The 11,476-nt window shown below is 64.0% G+C and carries 11 protein-coding genes; 3 read left to right on the top strand and 8 right to left on the bottom strand.

Going from position 1 to position 11,476, the window contains the following annotated elements:
* Positions 1-400: 400 nt before the first annotated feature.
* Both I6F38_RS42130 and I6F38_RS42125 read right to left on the bottom strand, forming a co-directional pair.
* Entirely contained in the window at positions 401-826 is a 426-nt protein-coding gene (locus I6F38_RS42130; RefSeq protein WP_225164534.1) for a GFA family protein, read from the bottom strand.
* A gap of 288 nt (positions 827-1,114) precedes the next feature.
* The gene (locus tag I6F38_RS42125; protein ID WP_225164533.1) at positions 1,115-2,077 is read right to left on the bottom strand and encodes an ABC transporter substrate-binding protein; all 963 of its coding nucleotides are present in this window, start codon (positions 2,075-2,077) and stop codon (positions 1,115-1,117) included.
* Positions 2,078-2,140: 63 nt separating this feature from the next.
* On the opposite strand from I6F38_RS42125, the gene I6F38_RS42120 reads away from it, so the two are divergent.
* The gene (locus I6F38_RS42120) at positions 2,141-2,410 is read left to right on the top strand and encodes a hypothetical protein (protein ID WP_225164532.1); all 270 of its coding nucleotides are present in this window, start codon (positions 2,141-2,143) and stop codon (positions 2,408-2,410) included.
* A gap of 24 nt (positions 2,411-2,434) precedes the next feature.
* Positions 2,435-3,037 carry an NADAR family protein gene (locus I6F38_RS42115; protein WP_225164531.1) on the top strand — a complete coding sequence of 201 codons (603 nt, stop codon included), beginning with the start codon at positions 2,435-2,437 and terminating at the stop codon, positions 3,035-3,037.
* A gap of 146 nt (positions 3,038-3,183) precedes the next feature.
* On the opposite strand, the gene I6F38_RS42110 is transcribed toward I6F38_RS42115, so the two are convergent.
* From I6F38_RS42110 to I6F38_RS42100, 3 genes are read right to left on the bottom strand one after another with little or no spacing between them, the layout of a single operon-like run.
* Positions 3,184-4,629 carry an amidase family protein gene (locus tag I6F38_RS42110; protein WP_225164530.1) on the bottom strand — a complete coding sequence of 482 codons (1,446 nt, stop codon included), beginning with the start codon at positions 4,627-4,629 and terminating at the stop codon, positions 3,184-3,186.
* Between the two features lie 24 nt (positions 4,630-4,653).
* The gene (locus I6F38_RS42105) at positions 4,654-6,072 is read right to left on the bottom strand and encodes an amidase family protein (RefSeq protein ID WP_225164529.1); all 1,419 of its coding nucleotides are present in this window, start codon (positions 6,070-6,072) and stop codon (positions 4,654-4,656) included.
* A 44-nt stretch (positions 6,073-6,116) separates the two neighbouring features.
* Positions 6,117-6,911 carry a FadR/GntR family transcriptional regulator gene (locus I6F38_RS42100; protein ID WP_225164528.1) on the bottom strand — a complete coding sequence of 265 codons (795 nt, stop codon included), beginning with the start codon at positions 6,909-6,911 and terminating at the stop codon, positions 6,117-6,119.
* 169 nt (positions 6,912-7,080) lie between these two features.
* Here I6F38_RS42100 and I6F38_RS42095 point away from each other — a divergent pair, with 169 nt between their 5' ends.
* A complete protein-coding gene (locus I6F38_RS42095) occupies positions 7,081-8,118 on the top strand; it encodes a DUF4274 domain-containing protein (protein WP_225164527.1) in 1,038 nt (345 codons plus the stop codon).
* 216 nt (positions 8,119-8,334) lie between these two features.
* Here I6F38_RS42095 and I6F38_RS42090 read toward each other — a convergent pair whose 3' ends face one another.
* From I6F38_RS42090 to I6F38_RS42080, 3 genes are all read right to left on the bottom strand, one after another.
* Positions 8,335-8,844, bottom strand: coding sequence for a hypothetical protein (locus I6F38_RS42090; protein ID WP_225164526.1), 510 nt, complete (start codon positions 8,842-8,844; stop codon positions 8,335-8,337).
* Between the two features lie 356 nt (positions 8,845-9,200).
* Positions 9,201-10,322, bottom strand: coding sequence for an amino acid ABC transporter permease (locus I6F38_RS42085; RefSeq protein ID WP_225164525.1), 1,122 nt, complete (start codon positions 10,320-10,322; stop codon positions 9,201-9,203).
* Position 10,323: 1 nt separating this feature from the next.
* Positions 10,324-11,436, bottom strand: coding sequence for an ABC transporter permease subunit (locus I6F38_RS42080; RefSeq protein WP_225164535.1), 1,113 nt, complete (start codon positions 11,434-11,436; stop codon positions 10,324-10,326).
* Positions 11,437-11,476: the final 40 nt, after the last annotated feature.

Below are 11,476 nucleotides of genomic sequence, written 5' to 3'. Positions count from 1 at the left end.
GGACCTTCATCGACCATGCCGATCGCGACGCCTTCATCGCCAGGTTCGTCCACGACTACAACCGGACTCGCCTCAAATGCCTCGGCTACCAGGCCCCGATCCAGGCCGTTGCTAAACTCACGGGACTAAACACGAAAGCAGGGACCCATACTCCGCGGCGGTTGTTGTGGAGGGGACTCGCTGTTCCAGCGACGCGCAATAATCAGCATCGGTGGTTATGGGTCCCTGCTCCCGTGCGCAATTGCGCACTAGGCAGGGACGACACCGAATGTGTGGCGTCGTCTATGACACACTTCCGCATTCTCGCGGCATGATTTGCCCGAGGCAGCGGTGGAAGGGCTCCCTTCCCTCGCACCGTCGTCCCGCGACGAGCCGGGCGGTCGTCGGCCGACAGCGATCGTTAGTCGGCGGGGATGAAGCGGAGTGTGCCTGCCCGGCGCGTCGGCTGGCCGGTGTCGTTCGTATGATTGACGCCGTCCATCACAGGCACCTCGGGGAAGTCGAACGGGCTTACGCCATCCAGGCAGGCCACGTTGACGGCATACAGGTTCTGGTTCGATCGTCGTTGATGATGGGTGTAGATTCCGCAGCGCGAACAGAAGAAGTGCTGCGCCGATCCGGTATGGAAGCGGTAGCTTGTCAACGCCTCCTCGCCGTGCAGGAACTTGATCCCGCCCATTTCGGCCATGGCAACGACGGCGCCCCGCATCCGGCAGTAAGAGCAGGTGCAGCGGCGGATCGAATTGAAGCCGTCGCTGAGCGTCACCTCGAAACGCACCGCGCCGCAATGGCACTGGCCAGCCCGAACACCCGTGTCGCCCGTCATGTTGCTGCGTCTCCTGTCCAGATCGCCGCTGCGCCCGGTCTTGCCGGGCGGACGAGAAGGTCTCAGCGACGTCAACACGCAGCAAGCCCCCAGTTCGCTCAGAACCGTGCAGCGACCTGCGCGACGATCATGATCTGTCGACTGAGACTGATCTCAATACGAACGTATCTTCAGGATCGGCACCGGACAATCGATCAAAACTCGCGCATGATGCCAGAAAAACTCACGCGAAGGCTCGATGCAAGTTCTTGATGCTAGTGCGATTTGGCGACGTAAGGGCAGCCGCCTTCATCGAGCGGACGGAAGGCCTGGTCGCCCGACCGGGGTCTTGCGCATCTGCGCGATCACGGCCTCCGAATCGACCGAGTTGGTGGCGGCGACCGCCTTGAAGTAGTGCCTGAGCGCCGAGTTGACGCCGGCCTGATAGGCGGTCGGCATCGCCCCGTGCCGCTTGAAGAACTCCTGGGCGAACACGCGCGTCTCCGGCGTGCGATCCCAATAGAAGGAATCGGTGAACAGCAGATCGTGCGCATGCGCGAGGCCAAGCGCGGGCACGTCGGTGAGCGTCACCTGCAGCGCGACGAGTTGCATGCTGGCGCGGATATTGAACTCGTCGGCTTGAGAGACCGCGTTGCGGAAGTCGGAACCGGCATTGGCAAGCGCCAGGATCTTGGCGCCGGAGGACTGGGCCTGCAGCAGGAAGGACGAGAAATCCGCGGTGTCGAAGGGGTGGCGGACCGCGCCCAGCACCTTGCCGCCGGCCGATGTCACGGCCTTGCTCGCATCGCGCTCGAGCGCCTGGCCGAACGCATAATCCGCCGTCAGGAAGAACCAGGGCGTGCCGCCGCGCGCAACCACAGCCTTCGCCGTCGCGTTCGAGGAGGCATAGGTGTCGTAAGTCCACTGCACGCTCGTCGGCGAGCATTGCTTGCCGGTGAGATCGGACGAGCCCGAGCCCGAGATCAGGAACAGCTTCTTGCGTTCGCGCGTCACGGTCTGGATCGCGAGCGCCACCGCGGAATTGACGCCTTCGGCGATCACGTCGACACCCTTGTTGTCGATCCAGTTGCGCACGATGCCGGTCGCCACGTCAGGCTTGTTCTGGTGATCCGCCGAAATGATCTCGATCTTGCGTCCGGCGACCGTGCCGCCGATTTCCTCCGCGGCCATCTGCGCCGCGATCACCGATCCCGGGCCATTGCCGTCGGAATATTGCCCGCTCATGTCGGTGATGATGCCGACCCGCAGCACGCCATCCTCCGCTCGGGCAGCGCAGGCCGCAAATGAGAGACACACGGCAATTGCGACCAGGACATGCGAGCGTTTCGTGATGGACATTTCGTTCCCAGGGGTTTCGACGTTTCGGACGATCTCCTGAAGCAATCAGGGATCGCCGACAACCCCGTCGCCGGCATGGCGCTCTGCGATGCCGTTGAGAAATTCCGGGAGAAGGAACATGACAGAGGCGTCGGCATCGCGCGTCGCCGGTCATGCGAACGCCGTGACGAGAAGCGCGGACCAAGCGTCAAGAACCAGCGCATCATCCAAAAGAATAGTGCAACAAGCCAAAATCGCGCGCTATAGTTGCGTATGGCCATAACTCAACAAATGCTTGATGACCTTGCAGCGACCATCGCAGACTTTCGCACGACTACGGGAGAGTTTGGTCCTCTTTCAAATATGGCTCCCGGCTTTCCGATCGTTGTACTGAACGTTCGAATTGCGACCGCAGAAGCTCTATATCAAGCATGCCGCTATCCTAACGAACCCGACGTACAAAGGCTAATCCTTGATCAACTAAGTCCCATGACGGCAAAGATGAAGAGTAAGAAGTATCACAGCCGGACACGGAACGACTGGAATGATGTGCGCGTCAACGTCATGCGTTGGTGTCTTCGTATCAAGCTCAGCCAGAATTGGTCGCGTTTTGGGGCCGTTCTTGAGCGGACGCAGGATAAGCCCATCGTTGAAGAGTCGACCAAAGATGACTTTTGGGGCGCGAAACCAGCCGAAGACGGAACGCTTGTCGGCATGAACGTTCTTGGACGTCTCCTTATGGAACTGCGACAACAGTATCGAGAAGTCCAATCCGGCAAGGTCGACCAACTTCAGTATCCGGACATCTCGCATTTCCTACTGTTCGGTCGCCCGCTCGATAAAATTCCGACTCGCTCAGATTTTCATAAAGAAATGCAATCTTCGATGCTTTGAAACCGGTAATTTTGACGCCAGTACATCAGGCATGCCCTAGGTGACGCTGCCAAGATACCGGCGGCTATTTTCGCACTGATCGTGGACAGCAAGACCAGATGTCGCGGCGAAATTTTCACCGCGACACCTGTTGTGCCGGAGTTAGCTCAGCGCCGTTGCCACAATTGCCGTGCCAGAACGCCGGCCTTGCGTTCGATCGCCTCGGCGGCGTCGAGACACATGTCCTCGCGATAGCGCGAGCCGACGATCTGGACGCCGACCGGCAATCCTTCATCGAGGCCCACCGGCACCACGGCCGCCGGCAGCCCCAGCACGTTCATCGACGAAATGAAGCGCAGGTCGTTCCAGAACAAATCCTTGACGCGCTGATCGCCGCCGAGATCGGCATTGACCTCCGGCGTCTTGCGCACGGTGGTCGGCATCACGACCAGCGGATACTGCTCGAGGAACGTCATCCAGTTCCGGATATGGCGCGAGCGCTCGGCAATCGCCTTCATGTAGCCGGCCTGGTCGAGCGGGTTGGCCAGGGCCATGAAGCCGCGGAACGTCTTCTGGAAGTCGGCGCTGGTGGTCGCCAGCATCTGGTCCTGCTGCAACACGCGGGTCTCGGTCATGATCAAGTCGCACCAGAGCTGCCAGACCTTGTTGAGGTCGGGGACCTCGACCTCACTGACCGCATAGCCGGCATCGGCGAGATGATCCGCCGCCTTGCGCTGGAGCGCAATCACGCTGCGATCGGTCGCCATGTCCTCGGGGATCTTTGCGAGCGCGACCTTGATCGGCCCGGCCGGCTTCGGCCCCGTCAGCGGCGCCGGCACGTACCAGGGATCGCGCGGGTCGCGCTGCGCCATCACCTCGAGGCCGAGGCGCACGTCGGCGACGTGGCGCGCCAGCGGCCCTTGCGACGACATGAACTGCGCCATCAGCGGCCGTTCTACCGTGGCGCTGGGATTGAACGCCGGGATGCGGCCCTGGGTCGGCTTGATGGTGGCGATGCCGTTGCAATGCGCCGGCCAGCGCAGCGAGCCGCCGATGTCGTTGCCATGCGCGATGGTGCCGATGCCGGCCGCGATCGACGCGCCGGCGCCGCCCGACGATCCGCCGCAGGTCACGTCGGCATTCCAGGGATTGCGCGTCAGGCCATGCAGCGGGTTGTCGGTGAAGCCGCGCAGCGAGAACTCCGGCGTGTTGGTGAGGCCGATGATGACGGCGCCGGCCTTCCTGAGATTGGCCGTCACCGGCGAGTCGCCCGGCGCGATGTTGTCCTTGAATGCCACCACGCCGTTCGAATTGGCCTGTCCCTCGACGTCGATGTTGATCTTGATCGTGACCGGCACGCCGTGCAGCGCCCCGACGGCGCCGCCTCCGCGCTTGCTCGCGGCCAGCGCCTCGTCCGCGGCCTTCGCCGCCTGCATCGCCGACGCGCCGAGATCGACCACGACGGCGTTGAGCGCCGGATTGGCTTCCTGCATGCGGTCGAGATGCGCGCGGACCACCTCCTCCGACGTCACTTCGTTGTTTCGGATCGCCGCGGCCGTGTCGACGGCGGACCATTGCCAGATCGGTGCATTCGTCACGTGATGTTCTCCCATGATTGTTCGGTGCTTGTTGTTGGTTCAGTCTCGCGGGTCGATCGGCGTCAGCTTTGATGCACGCGCCTCGATCAGCTCGGCCACTGCGAGACAGACGTCTTCCCGGAAGCGGCCGGCGATCACCTGCACGCCGACCGGCGCGCCGCCGGCGGTCCCGGTCGGCACCACGACCGACGGAAAGCCGAGCGCGGGCACCGCCAGCAGCGGCCGCTGCGCGTCGAGCAGCGCGCGGACCACCGCCGCGTCTTCCTGATCCTGATCGAACCGGAACGGCAGTTGCGCCGAGACCGGCAGGATGATGACGGGACAGCGCTCCTGGAACAGCTGCCAGGCCCGCACGATCGCCAACCGCTGCTCGAAGCAGGCGAGCACCTGATCGCCGTCGAGCTCGGGCGCGTAGGCGATATGGCACTCGAGATTGTAGCGGCTCCGATCGTCGCCGAACTTGCGGATCATCGGCGCCAGGACGCGCCGCTCCTCATTGATGACGAGGCGATGCCAGAGATCGGCGGCCTCCGCGAGCCGCGGCGGCACGGTCTCCTCCACGGCAAAGCCGGCCTCCGCGAGCCAGCGCCCGGCAGCGCGCACCGCCGCGCTCACCTCCGGCGCCTCGTCGCCGAACGGCGCGGGCGCGATCGCGACGCCGATCGGACGCTTGAGCGGCGCACCTTGCAGGGGCACCGGCAGCCATGTGCCGTCGCGCGCGTCCGCCTGGGCCATCGCGGCAAGGCCGAGCCCGAGATCGGCGACCGAGCGGGCGAACGGCCCCTGCACCGACATCATCTGCGCGGTGATCGGACGGTCGCCGGTTGCCGACGGATTGAACGCGGGGATCCGCCCCGGCGTCGGACGCAGGCCGGCGACGCCGCAGGCGTAAGCGGGATAGCGGATCGAGCCGCCGAAATCATTGCCGTGCGCGATCGCGCCCATCCCGGAGGCAACCGCCGACGCCGCGCCGCCGCTGGAGCCGCCCGGCGTCAGCCGGCGGCTCCACGGATTGTAGGTCGCGCCGTGCAGATCGTTGTTGGTGAACCAGCGGTGCGAAAAGGCCGGCGTGTTGGTGCGCCCGACAATGACCGCGCCCGCTTTGCGAAGATTCGCGACCACCGGGCTGTCCTCGGTGGCGATCACGTCGCGGAAGGCCACGACGCCATTGGTGGTGGCGCAGCCGCGCTGGTCGACATTGACCTTGATGGTGACCGGAACGCCATGCAGCACGCCGAGCTCCGCGCCTGACTTCACCGCGGCGTCCGCCGCATCCGCGGTGGCCAGCGCTTCATCGGCGAGGACAGCGACAATGGCGTTCAATGCCGGATTGACCTCGGCGATGCGATCGAGGCTGGATCGCACGGCCTCCCGGCTGGAAATCGCGCGCGTCGCGATCGCACGCGCCAGATCGACGGCCGACCAGCTCCACAACTCATTCTCGCGCCGCGTGTCCATTGTCGTTTTCTCCAGGGCGTGATGCAGCAGTCGGCCGATGCGGTTCAATCGAGCCGCAGCGGCTGATGAAAGACGGGCAGATCGATGCGCCGGTCTTCCGCGGGAACGACCACCGCTTCGGCGCTCAGCACATGATCGAGCATCACACGCCGGGCGCGCGCGGCATTGCCGGAGCGGAACGCGGCCAGCAGACGCTTGTGAAACTCGATATTCTCGCAGGTGAAGCTGGATGCGAACTCCTGTACGCCGAGCTTGCCGATCAGATGCCTGATGGCCTCGTTGACGAACCGGCACATCAGGCCGAGCAGCGGGTTGGGACAGGCCTCGATCAGGATGTCGTGGAAATCGATCTCGGCGTGGCGATGATGTTCCCAATCGGCATCGCCGTCGGGATGATGCTCCTGGGCCGCGATCGCCTTTTCCAGTGCGGCGAAATGCTCCGCCGTGAGGTGACCGACCACGCTGAAGGCGAGCTCCGGCTCGATCAGCCGGCGGATCTGGTAGATCTGCGCGGTGCTGGTCGACTGGAAATAGAAATAGTTGCTGAGCAGGCCGACGATCCGGTTGATCGACACCGGCGCCACCCGCGCGCCGCCGCCGGGGCCGGTGGTGTTCTGCACCAGCCCCTGCACCTCCAGGGACTTGAGCGCCTCGCGGATGGTCGAGCGGCTGCAGCCGAACATCTCGATCAGCTCGCCCTCCTGCGGCAGCCGATCATTTGGCTGCAAGCCGGCCTGGAAGATGTGGCTGCGGATCAGGTCCGCGACCGCGTCCGAGCGCTTGCGCTTGATCGAGGCGCGGCGCGAAGGGTCAAGGGACGGGAGAGCCGATTTATCCATTTTATGATCATAAATAGGTCCGGCACGGTATGGCAAGACGTTTCCGCCGGCCGCCCGGGCTACATCGGTCAATAGTCCCGTTCCAGAAACGCAGAAATCGACGCTGCGGACTCAGGATCGATCAACATCTGATGCCTAGAATGCCACGGCAAATTCCAATGAGGCCGGCATGACAGGCGACGAAGTTCGAGATCAGGCTCAATCCGGTGGCGGCGTGGGACTGTCCGACGAAAACCTTGCGCTCCACCGAAGCGCTATCCAGAGCCGCATTACGTTTCAAGGCCTTGCGACCCGGCCATTCGAGGGGCTGTCGTGGGACTACTTCCTCGCGGATGTCGAGCTGGAAGCGCGCGCTGCGCGCATCGGGATGCGCGACACGACCATCGGGTCGTACTGCGACACCATACAGTTGCTGCCTGCGGCCGCGATCGTCCGCCTGGATGCAGCGCTTTCCGTCTACTTCCTGCCTCCCGAGCCCGAGAGCGAGGCTCACGTCGATTACCTCTTGCGACCGCTGGACGCCGCGACGGCAAAGCGGATGCGGCAGCGTCGGCATGCCGTTCACGCCATGCAGGCCGTCGCGCAACAGCAGGAAGAGGCCAGAAAAAAAGCGGCTGCGCCGGACGAAGAACTCAAGTCGCAATATTGGCCGTGTCCGCATGCGGCGCTGAGTACCGAGCCCGACGACTTCCTGCTCTGGATCAAGGATCAGACGCCCGACACCTGGCACGTCATCGTCGACAGCTGGGATCACAACAGCGACGATCGGGATAGCGTGATCGAATGGATCTTCGAGCAGCCGAACTGCGACCTCGGCACGGCCGCGCAATACTTTTTCATCGCGGCATTGGGGCTCGCCAACGAGGAGCCGGCGCAACTCAGTTCCGGCTATCGGCGCAAATGGCATCTCATGAAGCGCGTGGCCGACAACTGGCAACGCGGACATTATCTGCGCAATGAATTGCAGCCCTCAATTCAGCCGTCCGACGTCCAATACTACGACGAGTTGGTGGCGCGCCGGGAGGCCAGCGGTCGTCCGCTGCCGTGGACAGTGCCGGGGCCGAAACTGCGCCGGTTTGGCGGACGGCAGTCGAATTCAGCGTATTTCTACGAGGACTGCCATTTGAGGCTGGGCTTTACGGCTTGGAAACAGCAGCGCGAGCAATTCGGGTGCGGCAGGGACTTTCCGCGCTGTTGCCAAGAATGATCACGCCTCCTCAATTCGACAGGCGCTGCGCCTCGAGGCCGCGGCTGTAGCGCGACATCGCAAAGCAGAACACGAAGTAGATCACGCCGACGAACAGCGTACCCCCCCGGTCGCTTGGCATCGCCCCGAGGCAAAGCGCCTACGCGGTCAAAGGGCCGACCGGACGCTGGAAGATGGTGATGATGAGGAGTCCGCGGAGCCGAGGCGGCGTCGCGCTTAAAGCGGACTATGGTTCACGGTGTGGCGCATCTGGCGACAGAAGCCCTCCACGAACTGCGCAAGCGCCTCGAAATTGACCAGCAGCCTTTCGGCCTGCTCTCGGTCAACCGAACCAGGGGCAAACGATTCCGCCAGACGCCGCTGGCGATCTGCGCGATCCCGGCACGCTGCGGCCCTGCTTTCGGCAAACTCCAGTTGCTCGTGTCGGCGGCCGAGCTTGTCTTCTTCCTCAAGCAGCCGCTTGTTGAGCATCGATCTCGTGTTGGTTGGAACGTCCGGGCGCTTCAGCAGATCCAGATAGTGGTCGATGTTTGCGCGCGCGGTATACTCGTTCACGTATGTGCCTCCCGCCAGTCGCAGTCTCGGTCGGCGAGGCTTGGCTTCAACACTCAGGAATTGCTCGATCTCCGCCAGGAGTTGGCGAAGCTCATCGGTCGAAAAGCCCTGCAGGGCATCGTGGACCTGGCTTCGGGTGCTTTCTGGATAGGCGGCGTTGTCTTCGGCCATTGGCGTACGGCAAAAATCAAAAAGTAAAGCCTGTCAGTCCCGCACCAAATCAACAAATCAACGGCAGCATTTGCGTTCAGTCCAGATCGAACGATGCCCGCGCGAACAATGATTTCTGTCATCGCGCGCGCTCGCGAATCCAATCGCGCTCAAGATAAGTTACGGGCGGAACATCGCCTAGTGCACTCTGTGCCAGCCGCGCCTTTGCGCCAACCATCAGCCAAGTCTTGGTTGCCGCATCGTTAAGGCCAGAACAGGCCGCTCCAGAAATCAAAGCACACGGCTGCGGATGCGAACATGCCGGCACCGAAGGATGCAGCATGTGAGGGAGGCAAGCGACGGAGAATCCGGATCGCTCAGCCGTGCGCGCGCTGCGCCTCGAGGCCGCGGCTGTAGCGCGACATCGCAAAGCAGAACACGAAGTAGATCACGCCGACGAACACATAGACCTCGACGCTGAAGGCCTGCCAGGCCGGATCGACGATCGCGGTCTTGGCGGTCGTCAAGAGATCGAAGATGCCGATGATCAGGACCAGGCTGGTGTCCTTGAAGAAGGCGATGAAGGTGTTGACCAGCGGCGGGATGACGTGGCGGATCGCCTGCGGCAGCACGATCAGCGCGTTCTTCTCCCAGTAGGACAGCCCGAGCGCGTCGGCGGCCTCATATTGTCCGCGCGGCACCGCCTGCAGACCGCCGCGCACCACTTCCGCAAGGTAGGCGCCGGCATAGAGGATGAAGGCGATCTGGGCGCGCAGCAATTTGTCGATGTTGACGCCGTCGGGCATGAACAGTGGAAACATGACGCTCGCCATGAACAACAGGCTGATCAGCGGCACGCCGCGGATCAGCTCGACATAGAGCACGCAGAGCGAGCGGATCGCCGGCAGCTTGGAGCGGCGGCCGAGCGCGACCAGGATTCCGAGCGGGAAGCCGAACGCCAATCCGAAAGTCGCCAGGATCAGCGTCACCGGCAGCCCGCCCCAGCGGTCCTGCGTGACAAAGGACATGCCGAGAAAGCCGCCCCACATCAGGCACCCGATCGCGATCAAGGCCGCAGCCCACAGCAGGAACAGCTCCTTGCGCCAGAAGCTGCGGCGGCTCGAGACCACGAACAGCGCGATGAAGATCACGACCGCGAGCGCCGGCCGCCACTGCTCGCTGAACGGATAGGTGCCGAACAGGATGAAGCGGTACTTCTCGGGGATCACCGCCCAGCAGGCGCCGACGCCGCGCAGCGCGCGGCAGGCGCTGGTGTCGTTGCCCGAGACGATCCAGACCGCGTTGGCGATGCCCCATTGCCAGAGGCCGATGCACGCTTTGCCGAGCACGAACAGCAGCAGCAGCGTCATGATGCTTGACGTCACCGACGCGAACAGGTTGGCGCGCAGCCAGGCCACGATCCGGCCGCCGAGCGTGCGCTGCGCGCGGCGCCGGCCGATCGGCAGCGGATCCTGCGGGAGATGTGCGACCGAGCTCATGTCAGCGCTCCACCAGCGCGATCCGCGCGTTGTACCAGTTCATGAACAGGCTGATGCCGAGGCTGATGGTGAGGAACACCATCATGATCAGAGCGATCGACTCGATCGCCTGCCCGGTCTGGTTCAGCGTGGTGTTGGCGATCGAGACGATGTCCTGGTAGCCGACAGCGACCGCGAGCGAGGAATTCTTGGTCAGGTTCAGGTACTGGCTGGTCATCGGCGGGATGATGACGCGCAGCGCCTGCGGCAGCACGATGTGCTGCAGCACGAAGCTGCGCTTCAGCCCGAGCGCCTTGGCGGCGTCCGACTGGCCGCGCGGCACCGCCTGGATGCCGCTGCGCACGATCTCGGCGATGAACGCCGAAGTATACGTGACGAGCGCGATCAGCAGCGCGAAATATTCCGGCGCCAGGGTCAGCCCGCCGACGAAGTTGAAGCCGCGCAGCTCGGGCAGCATGACGCTCCAGCTTGCGCCCAGAAGCCACGACACCAGCGCAGGCAGCGCGATGATGAGGCCGAGCGCGTAGGGCCAGACCGGCCGCGCCTTGCCATCGAGCATCTGCTGCGCGATCAGGCGGCGCCTGACGATGAGGAAGACGATCACGCCGGCGACCAGCGCAGCGAGCGTCCAGCCATTGGCCTCATGCAGCGGCACCGACGGCAGCACCAGGCCGCGGTTGGACAGATAGACCCCATCGACCGGCTTCCACGCCTGGCGCGCCGCCGGCAGGCCCTGCATCAGCACGTACCAGAACAACAGCTGCAGCAGCAGCGGCAGGTCGCGCAGCACCTCGACATAGACGGCAGCGAGCCGCGCCAGCAGCCAGTTCGAGGACAACCGCGCGATGCCGACCAGCGTGCCGATCACGGTCGCCAGCACGATGCCGATGACCGCGACGCGCAGCGTGTTGACGACGCCGACGATGAAGGCGCGCAGGTAAGTGTTCTTCGGCGTGTAGTCGATCCAGCTGTCGGCGATCGGCATGCCGGCTTCACGGCCGAGGAAGGCAAAGCCGGTCGAGATGCGCCGCACCGAGAGGTTATGGACCGCGTTGGACCACAGCCAGGCGACGACGGCGACTGCGATGGCGACCACCAGGATCTGCCAGAACAGGCCCGCGACGCGGGGATCGCTGAGCGAAAGCCGCCAGGGC

Source organism: Bradyrhizobium sp. BRP56, assembly GCF_020194035.1.
GTDB lineage: Bacteria > Pseudomonadota > Alphaproteobacteria > Rhizobiales > Xanthobacteraceae > Bradyrhizobium > Bradyrhizobium australafricanum.
The sequence above is the reverse complement of the archived record's forward strand: the minus strand, read 5'-3'. Positions and strand labels throughout refer to the sequence as shown.

Bases quoted from the DNA above. Each gene is read 5' to 3' on its own strand.
- I6F38_RS42095 (WP_225164527.1), top strand. From the start codon at position 7,081: ATGACAGGCGACGAAGTTCGAGATCAGGCTCAATCCGGTGGCGGCGTG.
- I6F38_RS42105 (WP_225164529.1), bottom strand. From the start codon at position 6,072: ATGGACACGCGGCGCGAGAATGAGTTGTGGAGCTGGTCGGCCGTCGAT.
- I6F38_RS42130 (WP_225164534.1), bottom strand. From the start codon at position 826: ATGACGGGCGACACGGGTGTTCGGGCTGGCCAGTGCCATTGCGGCGCG.
- I6F38_RS42120 (WP_225164532.1), top strand. From the start codon at position 2,141: ATGCGAGCGTTTCGTGATGGACATTTCGTTCCCAGGGGTTTCGACGTT.
- I6F38_RS42100 (WP_225164528.1), bottom strand. From the start codon at position 6,911: ATGGATAAATCGGCTCTCCCGTCCCTTGACCCTTCGCGCCGCGCCTCG.
- I6F38_RS42090 (WP_225164526.1), bottom strand. From the start codon at position 8,844: ATGGCCGAAGACAACGCCGCCTATCCAGAAAGCACCCGAAGCCAGGTC.
- I6F38_RS42115 (WP_225164531.1), top strand. From the start codon at position 2,435: ATGCTTGATGACCTTGCAGCGACCATCGCAGACTTTCGCACGACTACG.
- I6F38_RS42085 (WP_225164525.1), bottom strand. From the start codon at position 10,322: ATGAGCTCGGTCGCACATCTCCCGCAGGATCCGCTGCCGATCGGCCGG.
- I6F38_RS42110 (WP_225164530.1), bottom strand. From the start codon at position 4,629: ATGGGAGAACATCACGTGACGAATGCACCGATCTGGCAATGGTCCGCC.